Origin of the sequence: Methanoculleus sp., from assembly GCF_036677455.1 — an archaeon.
Classification (GTDB): Archaea; Halobacteriota; Methanomicrobia; order Methanomicrobiales; family Methanoculleaceae; genus Methanoculleus.
The window spans coordinates 1-22,013 of record NZ_JAVBWL010000003.1 but is presented as its reverse complement, the minus strand read 5'-3'; the positions used below and the strand labels follow the sequence as shown (position 1 = coordinate 22,013).

Here is a 22,013-nt window from a genome sequence, read left to right as displayed (position 1 = left end):
CCATGGACGTTTCGGTCAGTGAGCGGGACGATACGGCGATCGTATCGGTGGATGGCAGAATCGATGCAGAATCGGCAGAAAACCTGGATTCGGCGCTCTCCGGGGTGCTGGCGCGCGGCGGGAAGCGGATACTCTTGAACCTGGAGAAGGCGGCCTACATGAGCAGCAGCGGTCTCCGGGTGCTTCTGAAGAAGTTCCGCGACCTGCGTGTGGTGGACGGGGAGATGGCGCTCTGCTCGGTCCAGCCCGACGTCTACCGGGTCTTCCTCCTCGCGGGGGTCCACGAGGTCTTCCCGATCTACGTGGGACTGGACGAGATCTTCGCCGAGAGCGAGGAGAAGAAGGAGAACGAGTCGCCGTGACGGTCGAGGACCAGATCCGTATCCTTCGCGACGGCGCGACCGCCGACCGGATGGAGGCGGCAAGGGCCCTTTCTGCCCTCGGGCCGGCCGCCCTTCCGGGACTTCTTGCCGCGCTCGATGACCCCGACCCCCGCCTCCGGATGTGGGCGGCCTACACCCTCGGGATGATCGGGGAGAGAGGAGCGGCCCCGGCGCTCATCCGGGCGCTCGAAGACCCCGACCCGGGTGTCGGGAGGTGGGCGGCCGCCGCACTCCGCCGGATCCGGGTCGCGGCCGGCGGCTGCGGCTGCCGGTTCTGCTGATTTTTCTCTATCTGCGCCTGCCGGTGAGGGCGATGGCGAGACCGAGCGCGGTCACGGCCACCGCGACCGGGAGCGGGGCCGCGGTCGGCGTCGGGGTTGCCGGCACCGTCGTCGCGGTCCCGACCGGTGCCGTTGTCGCCGTCTCCGTCACGGCCGGTGCGGTCGTGGGCGGGGTCGTCGGCACCGGCGTTGTCGTCGGCGTGGCGGTCGCCGTCGCGGTGGGTGTCGGCGTCCCGGTATCGATCCCGACGCGGTTGCCGACGGAAAACGTCACGGGTTCAGAGTCGGAAGCGAAGGCGTCGAAGCCCGCCGGTGTTCTCCATACGGCCCGGGCGGTGTAGGTCCCCTGTTCACGGAGGCCGGAGAGCGGGATCGCGCCGGGCTTGCCGGGGTCGTCGGTGTAGAACCGGGTCGAGGTGACGTTCAACCCCGCAAGGTTGATCCCGCTGATGACGGTGGTCTCCGCACCGCCCGGATGGGTGAGGACGATGTCGACCGTCGCTGGATAGACGCCGCCCGCCTGGTAGAAGGAACCGACGTCGGGAGCGACAATCCGGAACGCTATTTTGGTGTTCGATGAGACGGTGAGTCCGGTCAGGGGCTCGTTGTGGTGGGGGCTCGCGAGGACCACGTCGAGGAAGACCTGCGGTTCGCGGATGAATACGAGCGCCGTCGCCCCGTCGGTGGGGTTGAAGGCGTGGTAGGTCCCGTACTCCTCGCCGACGAGGATCTCCTGCACCTCGAAGTCGGTGTCGTCAGCGACCGGGATGCTCTTTATGACTCCCTGGTCGGGGTCGTCGTCCTGGTACCTCTGGAGCGCCGTGATGGGGTTGTTCGTGGTCGCGTTGCGGAGCTGCGTGAGATTGAGCCCCTCTTCGTAGATGAAGATTGTATCGTAGGGCTGGACATCGTTGATCCCCGGTCCGCGGGCCCCGGCCCCCCCGGCACAGAGGGCAAGAAGACAGACGGCGAGGAGGATGACGAAGCCTCGCCTGCAGATCCACTCTGGTGTCATGCTATCCCGTGTGCTGATGCTGCTGATATAGGTTGGTGCTCTGCCGTCCCGGCGACGTTGCCCGGCAAAAGATCGCCGGCGGGGGTCCGGTCGACCCGAATCGGCTCCTTTTCGCTTATTGCGCTTTAAATCGGTTGCAATTTCATTTCCGCACCCTTAAATAATCTCCTCTCCCACATCTGAGGATGAAAAGGGTCGCCTTCATTATCGCATCGTTCCTCATCTTCCTCGTAATCCTGGCGATTCCTGTGGATCCCGCCATTCTTGCGCCCGAAGCGAAGTCCGTTGCGGCGGTTACCGTTCTTATGGTCCTCTTCTGGGTCACCGGCGTCATCCCCCTGGAGGCGACCGCACTCCTCCCGCTGGTCCTCTTCCCGGCGCTCGGGGTCCTCTCCCCGGTGAAGGTGGCGGAGTCCTATGGCAACGAGGTGATCTTCCTCTTCCTCGGCGGGTTCATCATCGCCATGTCGATGCAGCGGTGGGGGTTGCACCGGCGGATCGCTCTCAACATCATCCGGGTCGTGGGGACGAGCCCGAGGCGCCTGGTGCTCGGGTTCATGGTCGCCACCGGGTTCCTCTCGATGTGGATCTCGAACACCGCGACGGCGATGATGATGATCCCGATCGCGGTCGCGATCATCCTGACGATCCTCCCCGGCGCCGACAAATCGCTTGAAAACCTCGACAGGGGAGAACAGGCGCTTGCAAGGTGTCTGATCATCGGCATCCCCTACGCCGCGAGCATCGGGGGGATTGCGACGATCATCGGCACGCCCCCGAACGGGATCTTCATCGCTCAGTTCGCGACGATCTTTCCCGACGCGCCCACCATCGACTTCTTCACCTGGATGAAGTTCGGCGTCCCGTTCGCCGCCATATTCCTCTTCCTCGCCTGGATCTGGCTCACCCGGGGTCCCTACCGTGAGATGGGGTCAGCCCTCCCGGGCGCCAGGGGGATCATCCGCGACGAGATCGGGAAACTCGGCCCGATCTCCGCCGGGGAGCGGTGGACGCTGGTCGTCTTCGTCCTGACCGCCCTCGCCTGGATATTCGAGCAGACAAAGGAGATCGATGGGCTGGTCATCCCGGGGCTCGATATGATCTTCCCCGGGATCAAGGACTCCACCATCGCGATCTTCGGTGCGCTCCTCCTCTTCGTCCTCCCGGTCGACGCAAAGAAAGGCATCTTCACGATGAACTGGGTCTGGGCGGTGAAGATCCCCTGGGGCATCCTCCTCCTCTTCGGCGGCGGTATCGCCCTCTCGAGCGGGTTCCTGGAGAGCGGGCTTGCCGCGGCGATCGTCGAGTCGCTCACCCTCATCCACGGGCTCCCGGTCGTCCTCCTGATCCTCGTGGTGGCGCTGGGTGTTGTCTTTGCGGGCGAGATCGCCTCGAACACCGCCATCGCCGCCATCCTGATGCCGATCATGGCAATCGCGGCCATCAGCATGGGCGTAAACCCGATCATCCTGATGCTGACCGCCGCGGTCTGTGCCTCGATCGGGTTCATGCTCCCGGTCGCCACCCCGCCGAACGCCGTCGCCTACGGGAGCGGCTACATCGACGCGAAAGACCTCCTCAAGTCCGGTTGGGCGCTCGACCTCATGGGTGTCGCGCTCTGGATGATCTGCCTCTACACGATCGTCCTCTGGGCGCTCGGTATCCCCCTCGACATTCCTGCCTGGGCGCTCTGATCCCCCGGCACCTATTTTACCCCGGGCGTCCATGCCGGCCCGATGGCAGACAACCGATATTATCATCCGGTGGTGGAGACGCTCGCGCGAGCGGACCTTGACGCGCTCGTCGACGAGCGGATCCGCGCCACCGTCCGGTATGCGGCGGAGCACTCACCCTTCTACCGCCGGTGGTTTGCGCGACACGACATCCGCCCGGAGGCGATCCGGGAGCACGAAGACCTCCGCGACCTTCCCATCATCTCCGGGGCGACGATCCGGCGGTACCAGCCCCCGCAGGCAGAAGAGTTCTGTTTCAAGAGCGTCCCCTGGGAGGCGGTCTTCACGGTCAACGAGACCTCCGGGACGAGCGGTGTCCCGAAGGCCTTCTTCCTCACCTGGGAGGACTGGGAGCGGTATGCCGGGAAGTACGCCCGGCTCTTTGTCTCACAGGGCTTTCTCTCCGGCGACCGGATGGTGGTCTGCGCCTCCTACGGGATGAACGTCGGGGCGAACACCATGACGCTCGCTGCCCGGGACCTCGGGGTGACGGTCATCCCGGAGGGGAAGTGCACCTTCCCGGTCAGGGTGATGGCGCAGTATCGTCCGACGGCGGTGATCGGGAGCGTCTTCAAGCTCCTCAGGCTTGCCCGCCGGATGGAGGCGGAGGGGATCTCGCCGCAGGAGGTTGGCGTGAAACGCCTCGTCGTCGGCGGCGAGAGTTTTGCCCCGGAATCCCGGCGCTACCTGGAGGAGGTCTGGGGCTGCCCGGTCTACAACAACTACGGGAGCACCGAGGGGACGATGTGCGGCGAGTGCATCCGCCAGGCCGGGCTCCATGTCCCCGAGGACCTGGTTCACTTTGACCTCTACGACCCCCGGCTGAACCGGTTCGTCCAGGACGGCGAGACCGGCCGGCTGGTCTATACGACGCTCCTTGAACCCGGCAAGAGGGCGGGGACGCTCCTCATCAACTACGACACGGAGGACACCTGCCGGGTCGTCTCCCGGGAACGGTGCGGGTGCGGGCGGACGCATATGCGGATCGATAACCCCCGGCGCGAGGCGGAGACGTTCCCGGTCGCCGGAGTTCCGCTGAACCGGGTGGACGTGGAGGCGGCGGTCTTTGCGCCGGGGAATATGGCCGTCCTGAACGGGGAGTACGAGGTGTTCATCTATGGTGGCGACGAGGCGGGGGAGACTGTCCTCCGGGTGAGCATGGAGTCCCTCGACCCGGCCGGCGCCGATCCGGGCAAGGTCGAGGAGACGTTTCTCTCCACCCTCTTCCGGCTGGTCCCGGCCCTTGCCACGGCCTACGAGGACGGATCCCTCCGGATCGTCTGCAACGTCACGCCGCCGGGCGGGCTCGAACTTCACCGGGTACCCGGCCGGCCGAAGCGGATCGTGGACCGGCGGTGACTGTCCCTACCGCCGCACCAGGACTCCGGCCGTTGCCGCCGCGAGGGCTGCCGTCACCGGGAGAGCGGACCCGGCCGCGGTCGGTGTGGGGCTTGGCTCCGGCGTCGTCGGCATGGTGGCGGTCGTGGTCTGGACCGTCGCCGTCGCCGTGGGGGTGACCGCTCCCGCCTCCGTGACCGTGAAGGTGGTGGTTGCCGTGGCGTCGCCCTCGACCCTCTCCACGGTCACGATGTACTCGCCGGGTTGAAACCCGGTCGTGTCCATTGCAAACGACCACGTGTTCGCGGTACCGTTCCCTGCCTGCACGACGGCTGTCCCCGATGCCCCTCCCCCTCCGGACGGCGTCGAGGCATTCGCCGGCCCGAACGCGACCGGTGTTGCCGTGACGAGCAGGCGGTTACCCGGGGCGAGGTTCGTCGTCCCGCTGACGGTGAGCGTCTCCCCGGCGGCGACGGTGCCGATCTCATCGATGGTCATCTCCTGCGCCGCGGCGGTGCCGCAGATCCACCCTGCAAGCACGAGCACGGCCAGGATTCTGGCAAGTCTTCTGACGTGCATACCCTGTCTTCACCATTCCCCTCCTTCTCGCACGGCGAGATAAGCGTTATGCGATCCCGCCGCGGGCAGAATCCTCCTGGTTTTTCTCCTCTCCGGTGCAACACTGGTCCAGATCTGTCAGGTGGAGAAGCATGCTTGAGGACCAACGATGGCAGCCGGTGCCGGGGACCGCCGGCGCCGAGATATACCCCTTCCTCCGGAAACCGGACGTCACCTGCTCGAACGCCTACCTTGTCCGGACGCCCGGTGAGATCCTGATCATCGATACCGGTGCGGATCCCGGCCAGATGGACCGGATCTTCTCTCTCGTCGAGGAGAGCCTCCGGGAGGGACCGCGCCCGGTCCTCCTCCTCCTCACCCACTGCCACGCCGACCACTGCTACCAGGCCATCCGGGACCGGCGGTTCCGGTCCCTCCCTGACCTCACCGTCGCCGCAGAGGAGGCGGGGGCCCGGGCGCTCGAGGCCGGCGATGCTGCCCGGACGGTTGCGGAACTGATGGGGTGGGAGGTCGAGCCGCTCCCGGTCGGCCTCCCATTGCTCTCCCCCCGCGACCGCGAGACCCTGGAGACCGGCAGCGGGACCGTCCTCTGCCGGCAGCAGATCCCCCTCCGCTCGGGGGATACCCTTCTCGTCTACCACACCCCGGGCCACTCGCACGACAGCATCTGCATCCGGCTCGGGGAGTATCTCTTCATCGGCGACCTCCTCTTTGCGACGAGCCCGGGGATCGCCGGAATCGCCGGGTGGGACCAGCCGGCGCTGCTCGCGTCCATAGACCGGGTCCGGTGGATCCTCGAGCACGAACCGGTGCGCCTCTGCTGCCCGGGCCACGGCCGGAGCATCCCGGCCGCGGCGATGCCGGCCCTCCTCGACCGGCTCGCCGGGGATGCCGCAGGGCTCTCCGGCATCGGGACCTTCGACCGGGAGCGGCTCGACGACTCCCTGGAGCACGCCGTCGACCTGCTCCAGGAGTCCAGCCGGGTCTTCGCGGTGATCGCGGGACGCCTCTACGCCCTTGCCTACCGCCTCGAAGACCTCGGCGAGGCCGAGGAGGCCCGGCGGTACACGGAGATGCTTGAATCCGACCAGATCGACGAGTTTCTTGCCGGGTTCTCACGGTTCGCCGATGAGTTCGATGCCGGAGAGAGACTCGAGATCCAGCTCGTCCTCAAAGCCATCCAGGTGATCCAGCGGATCGAAGCCCATTTTGTGGGCGCCCGGCTCAATCACGTCGTCGAGGCGTCGCTCCTCCGCCGGGCCGACCGCCTGCTCACCGACTTCATGAGCACGATCATGGGCTACCAGGAGACGGTCACTCTCTCCGCCGTCGATCTCGCGCCCGTGCTCCAGGATCTCATCACCGGGGTATCGAGTTGCCCGTTCTCGGACGAGGCGTTCATCGAGGCAGCCGACGACCCGGCGGCCTACCGGGACGAACTGGCCTGCCGGCTGGCATACCTCCCGCTCTTCGAGGGCGTCGGCCTCTCTCTCGAGACCGAGGGCTCCCTCCCGCCGGTGTTGATCGACCGCGAACGGTTCTCTGACGAGATCGTCGGCGTCCTCGAGGATATGGTTGCCACCGGCGTCCACGATATCCGGCTCTCCCTCCGGCGGGAGGGGGATGTGGTCGGGCTCCGGGTCCCGGGTCCCGGTGTGCTCTCCGAGCGGAGGCTCCGGTTCTACCGGCGCAAGTTCGGCCTTGCCGGGGTCTCGCTCGCGGCCCGCGAGAGCGACCTCCTTCTCCTTGTTGAGACTGGATAGTCCCCGCCCCCGGGGGGAAAACTTACTTACCTTCGGCCTCCGAAGTCGGTATAACCATGACCGAGATGCAGCATGTGCCCGGAGTTGACCGCGGCAAGGTGATCCTCTACGCCCTGAGTACCTGTGGCTGGTGCGCCAATACGAAGAAGTTCCTCACCGACCTCGGCGTCGGGTTCTCGTACATCTACGTGGATCTGCTCACGGGGGAGGAGCGGGACCGGGTGGTCCGTGAGGTCGAACGCTGGAACCCGCGGCTCTCGTTCCCGACACTTGTCGTCAACGATGCACAGGTGATCGTGGGGTTCCAGGAGGAGGAGATCCGGGAGGCGGTCGATGCCTGAGATGGCAAGCGACGAGGAGATCGACCGATTCACGCAGGACCTCGCAGAGGAGGCGGAGGCCGGCGGCTATCACCTCAACCCTGATAAGGAGTTCACCCAGTCCCTTGTCCGGGGCCTGCTTGCCAACCGGGAGCGCTACGGCTATATATCCTGCCCCTGCCGGCTCGCCTCCGGGGACCACGAGGACGACCTCGACATCATCTGCCCCTGCGACTACCGGGACCCCGATATCGCCGACTACGGCGCCTGCTACTGCGCTCTCTACGTCAACGCGGAGATCGAGGCCGGGTTGCGTAGCGCCGCCTCCGTCCCGGAACGGCGTCCGACACCGGCGGAGCGGCGGCGAGCAGAGGAGGAGCCTGCCGTGCTGCCGGGCGGCCTGAAGTACCCGGTCTGGCGGTGCCGGGTCTGCGGCTACCTCTGCGCAAGGAACAAACCGCCCGAGACCTGCCCGATCTGCCGGGTGCCCCGCGACCGATTCGAACAGTTCATGTGAGCCGGACGAGGAACTTCCGTTCCAGAGCGGGCAGGGTTTCGGGATTTTCCGTTGTCTCGAGGCCGGCGGCAGATCCAAGGTGTCATATACCCGACCGGGCCATTCTCCTCTATGCCGAGCGTGCGGATCAACGACGGAGATCTCCCCTCCGGGGCCGGTGTGGAGGGGGGCAGGAAGAGGAGGCCCGACGAGACCCCGGCGCCCGCCCGGGAGAAGCCTGAGACTACGGTCGAAAAAGATGAGCAGGGTTCCGGAAAACCCCGCCGTGCGCGGCCCCGTATCGGGAAAGACGACAGGGACGCCGATATCTTCTATACCGGGACGAAGTGAGCCGTCCGGGTGCTCAACCGGGCAGAAAACCCATGACTTCCATCATTTGAACACCCGGACGTCTGCCGCGGAGGAGACCACGACCTCCCTCTTTCCGCGGTAGGTCTGGGCGATCCCGTACAGCGTCACGTTCTCGCCCTCGCCGATATCGAGCGTTCTCGCCACGTCCTGCGGCAGAAAGACGGAGGTGCCGTTGACGGTGAGGACCAGGTGCCCGCCGGTCGAGGTCCTCCTGACCTCATCGACCTTCCCCTCGAGGAGGGTCAGCGCCCCGTCCGGGACCTCCTCGGAGTAGGGGGCCGCAACCATCGTCCGGCCGACGGCGTCGAAGAGGAGGTGTGTCGCAAGCACGATCCCGACGACGCATACGAGCGTGACGATGGCTATTTTCTCCTGCCGTTCGAGCATAGATCCCGTATGGTCTTTTTGGGTTATAACATCCGTCAGTTTGATATGTTAACAGCGTTAACTGATCCTCATGGATGATGTGAACCTTCCCCCCTCCTCCCGCAAGATCCTCCTGCTGCTCGAGGACGGGGGTGCCCTGACCCATAAGGAGCTCGTCCGTCTCAGCAGCCTGGCCCCTCGCACCGTCCGTTATGCCTTAAAGCGACTCAAAGACAACGATATGATCGTGGAGAAGTTCAACTTCCGCGACGCCCGGCAGATCCTCTACGAATACAAAGAGTCCCAGGCGGTGTCCGCGCAATGACCGAGCCCTCCTCCTGCGACATCATGCGCTGCGACACCCTCGCCCGGGAGCTCCTCCCGCAGATGCGTGCCGAGATGGTCTACCGCCTGGTGAACGAGCGCGGGCTGAGCCAGAGCGAGGCCTCAAAGCGCCTCGGGATCAGCAGGGCCGCGATATCCCAGTACATGAGCCGGAAACGTGGTTTTTCCGGGAGCGATCTTCCGGGTGCCCTCGAGATGGTCATCGAACGGTGGGTCTCCGCCGTCGCTTCGGGCGAAGGGGCGATCACCATCTGCGACGTCTGCCGTTCCGCCGGCCTCTCCGGCAGACGGTGAAGCCTCAGGTGCGCCGCCGCCGATAGAGGTAGAGCGCCACGAGCCAGGCGATGATGCACGCCGCTACCGCGATCTTGAGCAAGTCCGGACCGGGCGCGGTGCCCGCCAGAGCGGCGTTCCAGTCGTCGTCGAAGATCCGGGTGTAGTAGGCCCCAACCCCCGGATGCTCGATGATCACGCCCGCTTCCCGGTTGAACGCCGGCGAGTTGGCGTTCCAGTTGATGCTGCTGACGAGAACCGTCCGGCCATCGACGACGACCCCTTTGTTGTGAATCTTGTCGAGGTTGTTCGCCTCAAGGCTCGCGAGTCGGGCCTCGAGCGGCAGCCCTTCGGCCGCGGCGACCCGGTTGATGACCTCGACCATCTCGTCGTTGTCCGCGCGGTCAGCGATGTTGAACCAGGCGGAGTCGAGGAGCACCCGGACGGCAACCCCTCGCCGGGAGGCCTCGATCGCGGCCGCGAGGTAGGGGTTGAGTTCCAGCGCGGTCTCGTTCGTGATGTAGGCCTGCTCGATCGCGATGCTCTCCTCTGCCCCCTCGATCAGTTCGAGGACGAGCGCGCTCGTGTCGGGGGAGAGGACCGGGGTCACCCGCGCCCCCTCCACACGGATGGGGCGGAACTCCACCGTGTAGTCGGGTGCCCAGGGGGTGCGGAGGTCGGCCGTCGTCCCCTCGAGCGGGACGATATCTCCGCCCGCCGCATCGAGGAGGAAGACCTCCCGGAAGTAGGCCGCGGTCTTTCGGTCCTCGAGAACGACCCCCCACCCGCGGTTGCCCTGCAGCCCCGGCGCCGGGTAGCCGCCGGGCTTGAAGTTCTCGCTCCCGACGAGGACCAGTCCACCGTCGACGACGAGGTACTTCGCGTGGTCGTAGCGGTACTTGGCGTGGGCCATGTCTGTCGTCGTCATCGCAAGGACCGGGATACCGCTCCGGTTGAGGGCGCCTGCGACCGCGCGCCCTTCAGGGGAGACACCACCCACCGGCCCGCCCTCCAGGAGGACGGTCACGGCCACGCCCCGTTCCCGGGCGCGGATGAGATCCCCGGCCATCTTTTCATCGGTGAACTCGTAGACGTTCACCAGGATCTCGCGCCGTGCGCACTCCACGGCCGCCGCGAAGACCTCATACGAGCAGTCCGGGGCGACGAACGCGGTCACCGCGACGTCCTCGAACGTCTCAGGCGCAAGACGGGACTGGCCGATGGAGAGCGGGCGCGGGTCCCAGGCCTCCCCTTCGAGGTAGTGGACCTGCCCCTGCCGGGGGTGGACGTCGGCGGGCCAGGCGACCTTCTGGACGAGGGTGGTCCCGTGGTAGAGAAGGAGTTCGTCGGCCGTGTTCGCCATCTGGAAGTTCCCGTTCGGGAGAACGTCGGGAACCTCCGGTGTCCGCTCCTCCATCTCGAAGTCGGGGAGATAGCCATGGACCTGCGCAAAGGCCCGGCCGCTCTTCGCGACCACCAGCCGCCCGTCGATCCGGGTCCCCGCCGGGAACCGGAACCCTCCTTCGCCGTCAGAGAGGACGTAGCCGTCGAGAAGGCCCTCTCCCTCGATCACCAGGTACTCGTCGAGATCGCCGGGAAGATAGGGGTCCGGGCAGAACTCGACGATCTGGATTCCACCGGCCGTCCCGGCAAGGAGGCAGAGGAGCAGGACAACGAGGACGATCCGGCGCATACGCAGGGTTATGTCTCTCCCGGTTTAATACCAGAGCGATTATGACCGCAATCGCACCCCCCCTGGTCGTCAAGATGGGCGGAAGCCTCTTTGACCGGGCCCCTTCCCTGATCGAGGTCTTCCGCGAGGTCGGGCGCCCGGTGCTGATCGTCCCCGGCGGCGGAAAGTTCACCGACCTCGTCCGGCGCCTCGCCGTCTCGGATACCGCCGGCCACTGGATGGCGATCGCCGGCATGGAGCAGTTCGGGTGGTACATCGCCTCGCACGGCGTCCCGGCGACACCCGTCCTCGCGCTTCCGGAGGAGGTGACAGTCCTCCTCCCCTACTGTGCTCTCCGGGAGGCCGACCCCCTCCCTCACTCCTGGAGCATCACCTCAGACACCATCGCCGCCTGGGTCGCGCACGAACTCTCGGCCGACCTCCTCCTCCTCAAGTCGGTCGACGGGATCCACCACCGCCGGAGACTCCTTGCCCGGGTCGAGGACCCGGGTATCACCCCCGACGAGGTCGATCCCGCGTTCATCCGGTTCGTCTTCGAGCACGGCCTCGCGGCGCGGGTGGTCAACGGCAGGCATCCTGACCGTGTCCGGCAGGCTCTCCGTGACGAGCCCGTCATCGGGACTCTCGTCGATCCGAGATTTTAACTGCTCCGGGGGAGATATGATAGGTTGACTTCCGAGGAAATGATGATGATAGCAAGTGAGCGATGTACCTCCTGCAATGCCACGCTGGCCGAAGAAGGCTCAACCGGATTCTTGTGCCCGGTCTGCGGCCAGAGGATCAACCGGTGCTACCGGTGCAGGGAGCAGAGCATAGCCTATACGTGTTCGAAGTGCGGGTTCCAGGGGCCATAACCATGGGAAACGTAGCCATAATCGTGAAGATCATGCCCGAATCCCCCGAGATCGACCGTGAAGCCCTCAAGGCGGCGGTCAGGGCGGCCGTCCCGGTCGACGATATCCGGGAGGAGCCGATCGGCTTCGGGCTCGTTGCGTTGAAAGCCGCCATCGTCGTCCCCGACAAAGCCGGGGCTCCCGATGAGGTCGAAGCAGCGCTCCGGGGCATTGAAGGCGTCGCAAGCGCCGATATCATCGAATCCACCCTCGTGTGAGTGGATTCCTATACCCGTTTTCCCCGCTTAACAGGCTTCTTCGAGCCGTTCCATCACTTCAGCGGTGACCTTGCGGATCTTTTTGACTGACTCCGCAAACCCGGCGACCTCGTCCACTTCGAGACTGAGCGGAACCGGGAAGACGCCGTCGCGATTGATCCGGGCAGGCACGCCGATGCAGACGTCGCCGATCCCATGGACTTCACCTGCGATGTGGCTTGAGACGGTGAGGATACGGTTTTCGTTCCCGAGGATCGTCCTGACAAGGGTTGCAATCGCTTCCCCCGGCCCGTAGACGGTAGAGCCTTTATCCCTGATGATCGCTTCACCGCTCGTGCGCACCGTATCGATGAACTCCTGTACGGGCAGCCCTGAGAACGTGGGCAGGTTGCTGATCCGGATGCCGCCGATCGTCGTCGCCGACCAGAGCGGAACCATGCTCTCGCCGTGTTCGCCGATGATTCGGGTATGCACCTCGCTGACGTGGACCCGGAAATAGCGGGCGATCAGGGATTTCAAGCGCATCGAGTCGAGATGCGTCCCGAGGCCGAAGACCTGCCGCGGCTTGAACCCCGAGTACTTCAGGGCGACGGCGGTCATGACGTCGACGGGGTTCGTGACGAGAAAGAGGAGGGCGTCGGGCGCAGACCGGCCGACAATCTCGGCGGTCTCGGCGATGATCTTCGCGTTCTCGAAGGCGAGGTCGTTTCGGTCCTGCCCCGGCCGGCGGGGTATGCCTGCGGTGCAGATGATGATGTCCGAGCCTTCTATATCCACGAGCGTGGTGCTGCAGGAGAGTCGGACATCGGTGCCTCGTGCAGCAAATGAATCGGATAGGTCACGGCAGCAGCCCGCGAGAAAATCTTCGCGTCCGGGTCTCCCGACGAGCAGCATATCGCTGACGTAGGGTATCTCGGATATGGTGTGGGCCGCAAACATGCCGACGTTCCCTGTAGCCCCAAGAATCGTTACTTTTGCCATGGAGATCGCCGTTGGGGACACGTCCTCGGTCGACCGTACGCACAAGCATTCACCGCTGCATCCCTCCTCCACCCCGCAACCCCATGGGCGCCGAACGTCCACGGTAAGTCTGCTCCCTTCCGGGCCTGAACCGGTACCCGCGGCAAAAGGTCGCCGCCCCCTCCGGGGCTTTGATACCTCTCCGCCGACCTCATGGGACGAGGCTTCTCCGTCGGGACGCAACAGATTCTGCAAGCCGTTGCGGCCTTCTCCGGACTTCGCCTCCCGCGTGACGACGGTTTCGGGTAACAGGTGACGCCGAGCCACCCAGGCTAGTCCCCGTATATACTGGGGTCTATGGGATAAAAATAGCTCCGCCCACCCGGGTCCGCCACGCCCGGGTGACCGCCTCGACCTTCCCGGGATCCGCCTTCTCGAAGAGGTCGAGGGCCGAAAGGTTGATTCCGGGCGGGAGGACGGTGGCGAGGTCCCGGAGGTCGCCCTGGTAGACCTCGACCTCTCCTCGGCCGGCGGCGGTGGCGACCCGGACCGGGTCCCGCGCAACCGGTCGGCGCCGGAGGTCGTCGTAGGACCGGTGCATCGTCACCTCCTCGATACCGAGGATCTCCCGGTTCACCTGGAGGTTGCAGGCGGTCCAGAAGGCGGCCGCGTACCAGGCGTCGTTTGCGATCACCCGGGGGACGCCCGCCCGGACGGCGGCAAGCGCGAGGGTGCCTGCGCCGGAGCAGGCGTCGACGAAGGTCCCGGGGCGGTGCCGCCCGATCTCCTGCTCGAGGGAGAGGATCTTCTCGTTCTGGCCCCGGGAAAACTCGATGTGCAGGACCGATTGCTGCTTGTAGACGACGATAGGCCCTCTCCTGGTCGGGAAGACGTCGGCCCGGACGTCGCAGCCGCTAAGCAGGGTGTAGGCCTGCGGCGCCGCATCGGTGTCCGTGATCCCGGGTGTCCCGACCCCGGTCCGGACGACCCCCCGGACCTCCGGGACCTCGCCGACCAGCCGGGCGGCCGCCCGCTCCCCCACCGACCGGGAGAGGAGGAGGAGCGACCGCCGCGGGAGGTAGGGGGCCCGCCGCATCGCGGTCCCGGGGTGGATGAGCGGCGTCCCGACGGCGGCGAGTGGTTCGGTCCCGGCAAGGTCGCCCTCCCCGGCCATCACCCGGTAGATATCGGCGAAGACCTCGTCGATGAACCGTCTCCCGCAGGAGGGGCAGGGCTCCGCCGTATCAATATCGGGCGGGGGGCTCTGTTTGTCGTAGACGAGCCCCATGCAGTCGGGACAGGGGGCGAAACGGCCAGGTAGTTCCGCGAGGATGGTCCGGGCGTCCGTGACGCAGTCGTCTCCGCAGACGGGACAGTGCATAACACCTGCGTTCGCCGCCGATGCATAAATATGCGCTCGCCGCCCGACCCCGGTATGCCTCAGGTCCGTTCCATCAGTATCGCCAGCCACCGTGTCTCAAGAGAGCCCGAGAGCACCGCCTTGATGAGCAGTGTCAGGGGTGCTGCGAGAAACAGCCCGGGGACACCGAGCACCAGCGTCCAGGCGAGGACCGAGAGGACGATCACCGGCGGGGAGATCTGGAGCGCCTGCTCGGCAGGGTAGGGCAGGAGGAGATGGCGGGCGAGGAGATCGATGACGAAGATGCCGACCGCAACCGCAAGTGCCCCCGATAGGCCGCCCTCGAGCCAGGCAAGCCCGATCGGGGGGACCGATGCGATAGGCGTCCCGAAGTAGGGGATGTAGCCGAGGACGACGATCAGGATCGCCCAGAGCACCGGTCCGTCGACGCCGAGGAGCAGCAGGAGAATCGCGACAGCGATACCGGTTGCAAGCCCGTTTTTGGTGCGGAAGGACGCGTATGCAACCAGACTGTTCGCGGAGCGGCTGAGTTCCGCCATGGCGCCCGGCCCCAGGCTCTCTGCGAGTCTTTCCCGGAACGAGTCCGTCTCGAGAAGCATGAGAACGGTCACTACCAGGATGACCAGGAAATCGATGACCAGAGTAGAGAGCCCGGCAAGGATCTCCCCGAGCGGCGGGATGAGCCCGGAGCCGTTCGGTGATTCGGGCGGCTGCGCCGATATCGGGACTCCCCGGTCTGCAAGCCACGACTGCAGCCCCTGGGTTTGCGCCTGTAAGAGGTTCTGGTAGGCAGGCAGCGCGCTGTCGAGCTCGATGAGCGAGAGGCTCAGGAGTGCGACGAGCAGCAGGGCAACCCCGGCGATCACCCCGGCCATCGCCAGCACTCCTGCCACCCGGGGCAACCCACGCCCTTCTAGGCGACGCACGGTTGGCGTAATAATGACCGCCAGGATGAGCCCGACGAGCACCGGATTCACGATCGCGGCGCCGAGGTGCATGCCGGTGACGACGACGGCAGCGATGATGACGACCCGGGTGAGGGATGCGAGGCGGGACGGGGCGGGCATGGTCACCCCTCTCGCAGAGAGACGATCGTTGTTAGAAGGTTGCCCATCTCTCACGATCCCGGGAGGTGTTTCTGGTCCGGGCGGTCATTCCGGGACCATCAGGACCACGAGCCCCTCGCGGAGCCAGCCCCAGGCGTCCCGGAGACGGCTCTCGGGGAAGTAGCGGACGTCGACCCCCGTAAAGCCGACGAAGAGCCCCGGCAGCCGGTTCATCCACTCCCGCCACTGCTCCCCGCCGACGACCGCGATCCGGTCGACCTTCTCCAGTCCCGGCCACTTCCGGAAGGCGTCCCACCCCTCCCCCGGCCTCCAGCTCCGGAAGCCCTCGATCTTGAAGAGGACCCGGACACCCTGGTCATCGTTCATGGCCCGTTCGAGTTCCGGGACCAGGATGGTGGCAAACTCGTTCTCGCTCAGTTTCCCGTCGAACCGGAACCCGATTACACGCCCTGAACTCTCCTTCATCCGGTCAAGCATGGGTGCCCCTTAGGCCGCTGAAGAGAAAAAAGCTGCGGCCGTCCGGGTGCTGCGAACCGTATGTCCGGTAGCATGCACCCGGGTATCCGACCGGCGCGAATGCGGCGGACCGGAGCCGTACAGATACACGGATATACTCCCGTGGAGAGAAGAGAGGTATGCCCGGTTCCGGCGGGGAGGCGGCGGAATGGATCTCCCGGTAGTCTTCTCCATCATCATACTCATCAACATCATCTCCGGCGTCACCATCGTCTTCTTCGAGCGGAGGAACCCGACGGCGACGGCTGCCTGGTTGATGGTCCTCTTCTTCCTGCCCCTGGCCGGGTTTGTGCTCTACCTCTTCTTCGGGCAGAACTACACCCGGCAGCGGATGTTCGTCGTCAAGGAACGGGCGGACCGTTGCTACCTCGAGGACCTCTTCGAGGAGCAGCGCCGTGCACTCGCCGGTCGCCTCCACCGGTTCGCCACCCCGGTGGCGGAGGAGTTCCGCGACACGATCTTCCTCCTCCTCCAGAACAACCGGGCCTACCTGACCGAGAAGAACCGGGTCGATATCTACACCCGGGGAGAGGAGAAGTTCGAGGCGCTCTTTGATGCGATCCGGGGGGCACGCCACCACATCCACCTGGAATACTTCATCGTCAACAACGATGACCTCGGGCAGGCGGTCGTCCACGCCCTCGCAGAGAAGGCGCGGGAGGGTGTCGAGGTCCGCTTTCTCTTCGATGCGATAGGGGCTATGTCCGGAGGCGGGTCGCGGGCGGCGTTCTCGGAACTGGAGGATGCCGGCGGGAAGATCGGGGTCTTCTTCCCCTCGTTCTACCGGGTCAACTACCGCAACCACCGGAAGATCGCCGTCATCGACGGGGTCGTGGGGTTCATCGGCGGGTTCAACATCGGGGACAGTTACCTGGGGGATGGACCGCTCGGCCCCTGGCGGGATACTGCCGTCCGGATCACGGGAGATGCCGTCAAGCAGCTCCAGTTCCGGTTCTTCCTCGACTGGAACTACACGACCGACGAGCATCTCTCTCTCGAGGCCCCCTACTTCCCCGACGGAGTCGGTCCCGGGACGACGCCGGTCCAGATCGTCTCCGGCGGCCCGGATACCCGGTGGAACCCGATCAAGGAGGGCTACATCAAGCTGATCACCTCCGCCCGGGAGTCGGTCTACATCCAGACGCCCTACTTCATTCCCGACGAGAGCGTCACCGACGCCCTGCGGATCGCGGCGCTCTCCGGGGTCGACGTCAGGATCATGATCCCCTGCAAGCCCGACCACCCGTTCGTCTACTGGGCGACGCTCTCGTTCATCGGCGACGTGCTCGATGCCGGGGTGCGGGCCTACACCTACGACGCCGGGTTCCTCCACGCAAAGACGATCGTCGTCGACAGAAAGGCGGGGTCGGTCGGGAGTGCAAACTGGGACATCCGGAGTTTCCGGCTGAACTTCGAGGCGAACGCCTTCTTCTACGACGCGACCGTCGGGGCGGAGCTTGCGCGGACGTTCGAGGAGGACCTCACTGTCTCCACCGAGATCACGCTCGCAGGCTATCGGGCGCGACCTTTGCGGATCCGGGTGAAGGAGTCGGTCTCCCGGCTCTTCTCGCCGCTCGGGTGAGGTCCCTCACCAGTTCAGCCGGCCTTCGACGAACCTCCGGATCCGGGGGAGGCTCTGCTCCCAGCGGGCCTGGAGGATGGGGACGGCATAGGGGAGGTGGTGCGGGAGGACCGCGGTCCCCATCACCGCCTTCTCGATGAGTGGCCTTTCAAGGCCGATGACGACCGTCTCCCTCGCCCGGACGGCGTCCAGGAACTCGTCGACGGTATCGGCCTCGGCGGAGGTGACGACCCCGCCGAGTTCGTGGAGGAGGTGGCCGTCGGTCCCCCCGGTCCGGCCGAGGCCGTGGGCGACGGCGAGCCCGGCCGCCTTCAGGTTGTGGGACCGGGCCATGCCGCCGCAGATCACCTCGAGGGCGTCGAGGCGGGAGAAGACCTCTTCGCCGATACACGCGCCTGCGACGCAACGCTCGACGCCCCGGTTCAGGAAGGCGTAGCCGCAGGGGTGGGCCTCGACGGCGATGCAGGAGTAGTCCTCCCGGCGGTCGAGGATATCCGGGGTGTCAAGGCGTATCGCGGTGAACGGCCCGTCCCTCCGGTTCTTCTCGATGTGGCGCTGGTAGAAGTCGAGAAGGTCGGAGACCGAGTAGAAGTAGAGGAGGATGTGCGGGCCGTCGTTCGCGCTGACTTCGATGCCGGGGATGAGGGGGACGCGGATCTTCTGCCCCGCGGCCTCGGTTACGCCGCTCACCTGGTTGTGATCCGTGATCGCAAGCCCGATCCCCTGCCGCGCGGCAAGTTTCAGTGCGTCGCGCACGCGGGTGGCCGAGTCGGAGTGCCGGGTATGAAAGTGGAGGTCCGCCGGGAGCAACCCGCAACGTCGGATCTCTACCGACCGGGGTCTTTCGAATATGATATCTTTATAATAGTGCATGGGCTGTATGTCTGATCACTTCTGGATCGCCCGGGATGAAAAAAGGTTGCCCGCCCCGCTATCCCGGACCCGGTGGTGCGGTCCCCTCGACGGCGAGCGGTCCCCGCAGCCAGTCGAGAGCGTCGTCCAGGCTGCCTTCGGTGAAGTAGCGGACGTCGATCCCGACAAACCCCACAAAGAGTCCCGGAAGGTGGTTCATCCACTCCTCCCACTTCTCGCCACCGACGACCGCGATCCGGTCGACCTTTCCCATCCCCGGCCACCGCTTGAGGGCCTCCCAGTATCCACGAGGTTTCCACCCGTGGAAGTCCACGATCACGAAGAGGACCCCGAAAACCGGCTGGGTCTTCTCCTCAAGCGCCGGGATCAGCGTCCCGGTGTAGTCATCGTCCGTCATCTCGCCGTCGAACCGGAACCCGACGACGTTCTCGGCACCCGTCTCCATCTGCTCAAGCATGGCGCCCCCTCTCCGGGCCGCACCGGAAAAAGGTTCCGGCCGTCACCCGGTCGGGTCTTCTTCAGCGATCACCAACCCGTCAGTGATCTCCTCCTTTGAGAACTCCTGAAGGCGGCGATTCCCTACGAGCGCAACGATGATCGAGCCGATGAGGACGAAGATCATATCGAGCATAGTGTCGTCGAGGCCGTGCTGGAGGTTGGTCCCGAGGAAGGTATCGAAGAGCCACTCGTAGATCTCCCAGAACCCTTCCATTGCCATCGCGGCAATGATGATGAACCCGACGATCATCCACCGGGAGAGGTTCAGCCTGCTGAACCGGTCGAGGAGCAGGACGATGACGAAGGCGAGGATCGAGACGGTTATCCCGGCGATGAGGTGGGCGATCTTGTCGTAGTAGGGGTAGTAGAGCAGGTAGTACCCCTGGATCTCGCCGGCGACATGGAGGTAGAGCAGGAAGGCGATGAGAAGATTGACCTGCCAGGGGAGCGTGATGCTCCACTTGTGGGTGGCGATGGCGGGAACCAGGGTCAGGAAAAGCCCGATAACGCCGGTGAAGACCTGTGAGTATTCGCCGAACGAGAGCGCGATGAGGATATTTACCGCGATGAGGAACTGGAAGAGGTAAGCAAGATAGCGGCCGGCTGGTCTCTTCATCCTATGACGTTGGGCGGCGTTTCCTAAACGTTTTGCGTTTTTCCGGCCTCACCATCCCTCGACCCGGATCTCGATGCCCGCGAGTTTCTGGTAGATCCGGCGTTTCCGCACCTCGCGCCGGTAATCGTAGACAAAGTACTCGTAGGTGTCCCAGACCGTCACCCAGTTCAAGATGGTAACGAGGCCGGTGAGCAGGATCACGAGGGGGTCTTCGAGGTCCCCGGCAAAGACCGTGACGAAGAGGACCGCGACCGTTGCGTTGGATATGGCGAGGGCGAGGCTGATCCTGCCCTCCCGGCGAGAGACCCGCATGTCATCGTCGAGGTCGGCGATACGAAACGAGAAGTGTCGCCGGATCGCCTCCGGGAGAAGCGCGGCCTCCCCGGGAGTGAGCGACTCCCGGGGGAGGCCGACGGCGATGCCGGCGATCTTCTTGAGGTTGCACCCGTCGAGGTAACTTGCGATGTACTCTTCGGCAAACTCCGTGACCTCCCGCGTGGGGAGTGGGGACGGGTCGTCCGGGTCGAGGAGTTGATCCAGCGACTTGAACCGGAACCCGATCTCGAGCGCCCCGTCCCGCTCAGTTCTCGTGACCCTGACTTCCCGCATACTTACTCCGGGCGACCCGCTACGTCTCCATCCTGAATACGTATTGCGGCGTGATGAACGTATGCCCCGGGATATCCGGCCCTATCCTTAGAAAAAGAGTGGGGTGCTGGCGCTCACGCGGAAGGCGGCGGGACCTCTCTTTGTGCACCGGTCCCGAAGGCGTCGCGGAGGTTTGCCTCGTCCGCCTCCGAGAGCGACGTCCGGATGACGCGGCCACCGTACTCCTTGATGGCGTCGACCACCTTATCCGGCGTTATCTTCTTGATGAGCAGGAAGACCGCGGAGTTGCCCGGTCCGACGTTCTCCGCGACCTCTTTGATGAACTTGTCGTCGATGCCGTAGTCCGTGAAGCGTCCGGCAAGCGCCCCGGCGATCGCGCCGATGGCAAGCCCGACGATCGGTGCAAGGAAGATCAGGCCGATCAGGAGCCCCCAGAAAGCGCCGGAGAGCGCCCCCATCCCGACCAGGTCGGTGGCCTGCTTGATCTCGGTCTTGCCGTCCTGACGGTGGACGACGACCACCAGGTCCTCCAGTTCGATGACGTGCTCCTTCGTCAGTTGCACGAGCCGGTCCCTGACCCGGAACGCGGTATCCTCGCCTTCGTAGGCGATGGCGACCAGGTCGCTCATGGCTCTCTTCCTCCAGGTGACATGCGCCGGGATATCTCCTCGGCGTATATAACCTTACTCCTCCCTGGCACCCAGCAGTTCCCCGATCCACCGGGTCTCGTCCCAGCTCTCGAGGAAGAGTTTCACCGCGATCGTCAGAGGGATGGCGAGGAGGACCCCGACCACCCCGAAGATGATCCCCCAGAAGACGACGGAGAAGAGGACGACGAACGGCGAGAGGTTGAGGTCCCGCCCGGCCATCCGGGGGAGGACGAGGTTCTCTGCGGCGGCGTCGATGAGGGTGATGGCGACGATGACGGCCCCGGCCCCGGCCGGCCCGAACTCGATGAGGGCAAGGAGGATGGGCGGGATCGCGGCCATGACGAGGCCGATGTAGGGGACGAAACTCAGGACGAAGGCGACAAAGCCCCAGAGCAGCGCGAAGTCGACCCCGAGGACGGCGAGGAAGAGCGCGGTCCCGGTGCCGGTGACCAGGTTCACCTTCGTCCTGACGACGACGTACTCGATGAGGAGCCGACCCGACTCCATGAGGTGCCGGTAGGGAGGGCTCTCCGCCCCCAGGTGCCGCCTGACGACGGCTGCGATCCGGGGCGCTTCGAGGAGGAGGAACCCGATCCCGACGAGGATGACGAAGATTTCGACGGCGATGGACCCGACCTCGCGGGCTATCCCGGCGACCTGCTGGACGATGAACGCCTGATCGATGTAGTCCCCGAGCTGGATGGTGCCGGGGGTGATGCCGTATTCGGCGAGGATGGACTGGGTGATGGCGAGCTGTTCGTCGAGGCGCGCCTGGTACTGCGGCAGCGAGCGGACGAACCCGGTGAGGGCCACACCGAGGAAGGCGATCATCCCGGCGAGGACCCCGATGAGCCCCACGACCACGGCTCCGGCGGCGATGACCGGGGGCACTCCCCGGCGGGTCAGCCACGTCATGATGGGCGCGGTGATCATGGCGAAGAAGACGGCGACAAGGAGCGGGCTGACGATGGCAGTGGCCGCCTGAAGCCCGGCGAGGATGATGACGACCGCGGCCCCGACTATCGCGATGTAGGCGGGGGGGGAGAGGCGCTCGGCGATATTCACAGAGATGGTATGGGTCTTCTCAAAAGAAAGAGTTTTCCGGACGGGGTCTATCTCCTCTCCGGTATCCAGGCCTCTGCCGCCCGGACCGCCTCTCGGAGCGCCTCCCCGATGACCGGTGTCGCGATGAA

The 22,013-nt window shown here is 65.5% G+C and carries 28 protein-coding genes and 1 other RNA gene; 14 read left to right on the top strand and 15 right to left on the bottom strand.

The window, feature by feature from the left end:
• Positions 1 to 2 precede the first annotated feature (2 nt).
• Positions 3 to 362, top strand: a complete 360-nt coding sequence (locus tag V6K60_RS00620; RefSeq protein ID WP_332448571.1) for an STAS domain-containing protein — start codon at positions 3 to 5, stop codon at positions 360 to 362.
• Complete coding sequence (locus V6K60_RS00615) at positions 359 to 664, top strand: HEAT repeat domain-containing protein (protein ID WP_332448570.1); 306 nt, start codon at positions 359 to 361, stop codon at positions 662 to 664. Before V6K60_RS00620 ends, V6K60_RS00615 begins: the two co-directional genes overlap by 4 nt.
• 7 nt (positions 665 to 671) lie before the next feature.
• Here the strand turns inward: V6K60_RS00615 and V6K60_RS00610 are convergent, their stop codons facing one another.
• A complete protein-coding gene (locus V6K60_RS00610) occupies positions 672 to 1,679 on the bottom strand; it encodes a DUF3821 domain-containing protein (protein ID WP_332448569.1) in 1,008 nt (335 codons plus the stop codon).
• 185 nt (positions 1,680 to 1,864) lie between these two features.
• Here V6K60_RS00610 and V6K60_RS00605 point away from each other — a divergent pair, with 185 nt between their 5' ends.
• On the top strand, positions 1,865 to 3,373 hold the full coding sequence (locus V6K60_RS00605) for an SLC13 family permease (protein WP_332448568.1): 1,509 nt from the start codon (positions 1,865 to 1,867) through the stop codon (positions 3,371 to 3,373).
• Between the two features lie 42 nt (positions 3,374 to 3,415).
• Positions 3,416 to 4,771 (top strand): coenzyme F390 synthetase, encoded by a 1,356-nt coding sequence (gene ftsA, locus V6K60_RS00600; protein ID WP_332448567.1) that lies wholly within the window; start codon positions 3,416 to 3,418, stop codon positions 4,769 to 4,771.
• A gap of 6 nt (positions 4,772 to 4,777) precedes the next feature.
• Here ftsA and V6K60_RS00595 read toward each other — a convergent pair whose 3' ends face one another.
• Entirely contained in the window at positions 4,778 to 5,329 is a 552-nt protein-coding gene (locus tag V6K60_RS00595; protein WP_332448566.1) for a hypothetical protein, read from the bottom strand.
• 131 nt (positions 5,330 to 5,460) lie between these two features.
• Here V6K60_RS00595 and V6K60_RS00590 point away from each other — a divergent pair, with 131 nt between their 5' ends.
• The 4 genes from V6K60_RS00590 to V6K60_RS00575 all read left to right on the top strand — a co-directional run bounded on the left by V6K60_RS00590 (position 5,461) and on the right by V6K60_RS00575 (position 8,259).
• Positions 5,461 to 7,092 (top strand): MBL fold metallo-hydrolase, encoded by a 1,632-nt coding sequence (locus V6K60_RS00590; protein ID WP_332448565.1) that lies wholly within the window; start codon positions 5,461 to 5,463, stop codon positions 7,090 to 7,092.
• 56 nt (positions 7,093 to 7,148) lie between these two features.
• On the top strand, positions 7,149 to 7,433 hold the full coding sequence (locus V6K60_RS00585) for a glutaredoxin family protein (RefSeq protein WP_442919540.1): 285 nt from the start codon (positions 7,149 to 7,151) through the stop codon (positions 7,431 to 7,433).
• Positions 7,426 to 7,929 (top strand): ferredoxin-thioredoxin reductase catalytic domain-containing protein, encoded by a 504-nt coding sequence (locus V6K60_RS00580; RefSeq protein ID WP_332448564.1) that lies wholly within the window; start codon positions 7,426 to 7,428, stop codon positions 7,927 to 7,929. The genes V6K60_RS00585 and V6K60_RS00580 overlap by 8 nt, the downstream gene beginning before the upstream one ends.
• A 111-nt stretch (positions 7,930 to 8,040) precedes the next feature.
• A complete protein-coding gene (locus tag V6K60_RS00575) occupies positions 8,041 to 8,259 on the top strand; it encodes a hypothetical protein (protein WP_332448563.1) in 219 nt (72 codons plus the stop codon).
• 42 nt (positions 8,260 to 8,301) lie between these two features.
• On the opposite strand, the gene V6K60_RS00570 is transcribed toward V6K60_RS00575, so the two are convergent.
• On the bottom strand, positions 8,302 to 8,667 hold the full coding sequence (locus tag V6K60_RS00570; protein WP_332448561.1) for a hypothetical protein: 366 nt from the start codon (positions 8,665 to 8,667) through the stop codon (positions 8,302 to 8,304).
• Between the two features lie 70 nt (positions 8,668 to 8,737).
• On the opposite strand from V6K60_RS00570, the gene V6K60_RS00565 reads away from it, so the two are divergent.
• Positions 8,738 to 8,971 (top strand): winged helix-turn-helix domain-containing protein, encoded by a 234-nt coding sequence (locus tag V6K60_RS00565; RefSeq protein WP_292383583.1) that lies wholly within the window; start codon positions 8,738 to 8,740, stop codon positions 8,969 to 8,971.
• Positions 8,968 to 9,285 (top strand): transcriptional regulator, encoded by a 318-nt coding sequence (locus tag V6K60_RS00560; protein WP_332448560.1) that lies wholly within the window; start codon positions 8,968 to 8,970, stop codon positions 9,283 to 9,285. The genes V6K60_RS00565 and V6K60_RS00560 overlap by 4 nt, the downstream gene beginning before the upstream one ends.
• A 4-nt stretch (positions 9,286 to 9,289) precedes the next feature.
• Here the strand turns inward: V6K60_RS00560 and V6K60_RS00555 are convergent, their stop codons facing one another.
• Positions 9,290 to 10,957 carry a phospholipase D-like domain-containing protein gene (locus V6K60_RS00555; RefSeq protein WP_332448559.1) on the bottom strand — a complete coding sequence of 556 codons (1,668 nt, stop codon included), beginning with the start codon at positions 10,955 to 10,957 and terminating at the stop codon, positions 9,290 to 9,292.
• A gap of 41 nt (positions 10,958 to 10,998) precedes the next feature.
• On the opposite strand from V6K60_RS00555, the gene V6K60_RS00550 reads away from it, so the two are divergent.
• Genes V6K60_RS00550 through V6K60_RS00540 form a run of 3 tightly spaced genes read left to right on the top strand, consistent with a single transcriptional unit; the run spans position 10,999 to position 12,068 of the window.
• Positions 10,999 to 11,601 (top strand): amino acid kinase family protein, encoded by a 603-nt coding sequence (locus V6K60_RS00550; RefSeq protein WP_332448558.1) that lies wholly within the window; start codon positions 10,999 to 11,001, stop codon positions 11,599 to 11,601.
• A 39-nt stretch (positions 11,602 to 11,640) separates the two neighbouring features.
• Complete coding sequence (locus V6K60_RS00545; RefSeq protein ID WP_442919539.1) at positions 11,641 to 11,811, top strand: zinc finger domain-containing protein; 171 nt, start codon at positions 11,641 to 11,643, stop codon at positions 11,809 to 11,811.
• Positions 11,812 to 11,813: 2 nt separating this feature from the next.
• On the top strand, positions 11,814 to 12,068 hold the full coding sequence (locus tag V6K60_RS00540) for an elongation factor 1-beta (RefSeq protein WP_332448557.1): 255 nt from the start codon (positions 11,814 to 11,816) through the stop codon (positions 12,066 to 12,068).
• 27 nt (positions 12,069 to 12,095) lie between these two features.
• Here the strand turns inward: V6K60_RS00540 and V6K60_RS00535 are convergent, their stop codons facing one another.
• The 5 genes from V6K60_RS00535 to V6K60_RS00515 form a co-directional block, all read right to left on the bottom strand.
• Positions 12,096 to 13,049, bottom strand: coding sequence for a malate dehydrogenase (locus V6K60_RS00535; protein WP_332448556.1), 954 nt, complete (start codon positions 13,047 to 13,049; stop codon positions 12,096 to 12,098).
• 11 nt (positions 13,050 to 13,060) lie between these two features.
• An RNA gene (gene ffs, locus V6K60_RS00530) (signal recognition particle sRNA) lies at positions 13,061 to 13,371 on the bottom strand.
• A gap of 12 nt (positions 13,372 to 13,383) precedes the next feature.
• A complete protein-coding gene (locus V6K60_RS00525; protein WP_332448555.1) occupies positions 13,384 to 14,409 on the bottom strand; it encodes a hypothetical protein in 1,026 nt (341 codons plus the stop codon).
• Positions 14,410 to 14,468: 59 nt separating this feature from the next.
• Complete coding sequence (locus V6K60_RS00520) at positions 14,469 to 15,476, bottom strand: AI-2E family transporter (protein WP_332448620.1); 1,008 nt, start codon at positions 15,474 to 15,476, stop codon at positions 14,469 to 14,471.
• Between the two features lie 84 nt (positions 15,477 to 15,560).
• The gene (locus V6K60_RS00515) at positions 15,561 to 15,953 is read right to left on the bottom strand and encodes an STAS/SEC14 domain-containing protein (protein ID WP_332448554.1); all 393 of its coding nucleotides are present in this window, start codon (positions 15,951 to 15,953) and stop codon (positions 15,561 to 15,563) included.
• A 187-nt stretch (positions 15,954 to 16,140) separates the two neighbouring features.
• Between V6K60_RS00515 and cls the strand changes: the two genes are divergently transcribed.
• The gene (gene cls, locus V6K60_RS00510) at positions 16,141 to 17,574 is read left to right on the top strand and encodes a cardiolipin synthase (protein WP_332448553.1); all 1,434 of its coding nucleotides are present in this window, start codon (positions 16,141 to 16,143) and stop codon (positions 17,572 to 17,574) included.
• 6 nt (positions 17,575 to 17,580) lie between these two features.
• On the opposite strand, the gene V6K60_RS00505 is transcribed toward cls, so the two are convergent.
• The 6 genes from V6K60_RS00505 to V6K60_RS00480 all read right to left on the bottom strand — a co-directional run bounded on the left by V6K60_RS00505 (position 17,581) and on the right by V6K60_RS00480 (position 21,885).
• The gene (locus V6K60_RS00505) at positions 17,581 to 18,447 is read right to left on the bottom strand and encodes a PHP domain-containing protein (RefSeq protein ID WP_332448552.1); all 867 of its coding nucleotides are present in this window, start codon (positions 18,445 to 18,447) and stop codon (positions 17,581 to 17,583) included.
• Positions 18,448 to 18,505: 58 nt separating this feature from the next.
• On the bottom strand, positions 18,506 to 18,904 hold the full coding sequence (locus V6K60_RS00500) for an STAS/SEC14 domain-containing protein (RefSeq protein ID WP_332448551.1): 399 nt from the start codon (positions 18,902 to 18,904) through the stop codon (positions 18,506 to 18,508).
• 42 nt (positions 18,905 to 18,946) lie between these two features.
• Positions 18,947 to 19,561 carry a hypothetical protein gene (locus tag V6K60_RS00495; protein ID WP_332448550.1) on the bottom strand — a complete coding sequence of 205 codons (615 nt, stop codon included), beginning with the start codon at positions 19,559 to 19,561 and terminating at the stop codon, positions 18,947 to 18,949.
• A 48-nt stretch (positions 19,562 to 19,609) separates the two neighbouring features.
• Positions 19,610 to 20,170, bottom strand: a complete 561-nt coding sequence (locus V6K60_RS00490) for a hypothetical protein (RefSeq protein ID WP_332448549.1) — start codon at positions 20,168 to 20,170, stop codon at positions 19,610 to 19,612.
• A 113-nt stretch (positions 20,171 to 20,283) separates the two neighbouring features.
• Positions 20,284 to 20,799, bottom strand: a complete 516-nt coding sequence (locus tag V6K60_RS00485) for a DUF1269 domain-containing protein (RefSeq protein ID WP_332448548.1) — start codon at positions 20,797 to 20,799, stop codon at positions 20,284 to 20,286.
• A 54-nt stretch (positions 20,800 to 20,853) separates the two neighbouring features.
• On the bottom strand, positions 20,854 to 21,885 hold the full coding sequence (locus V6K60_RS00480) for an AI-2E family transporter (protein WP_332448547.1): 1,032 nt from the start codon (positions 21,883 to 21,885) through the stop codon (positions 20,854 to 20,856).
• Positions 21,886 to 22,013 lie beyond the last annotated feature (128 nt).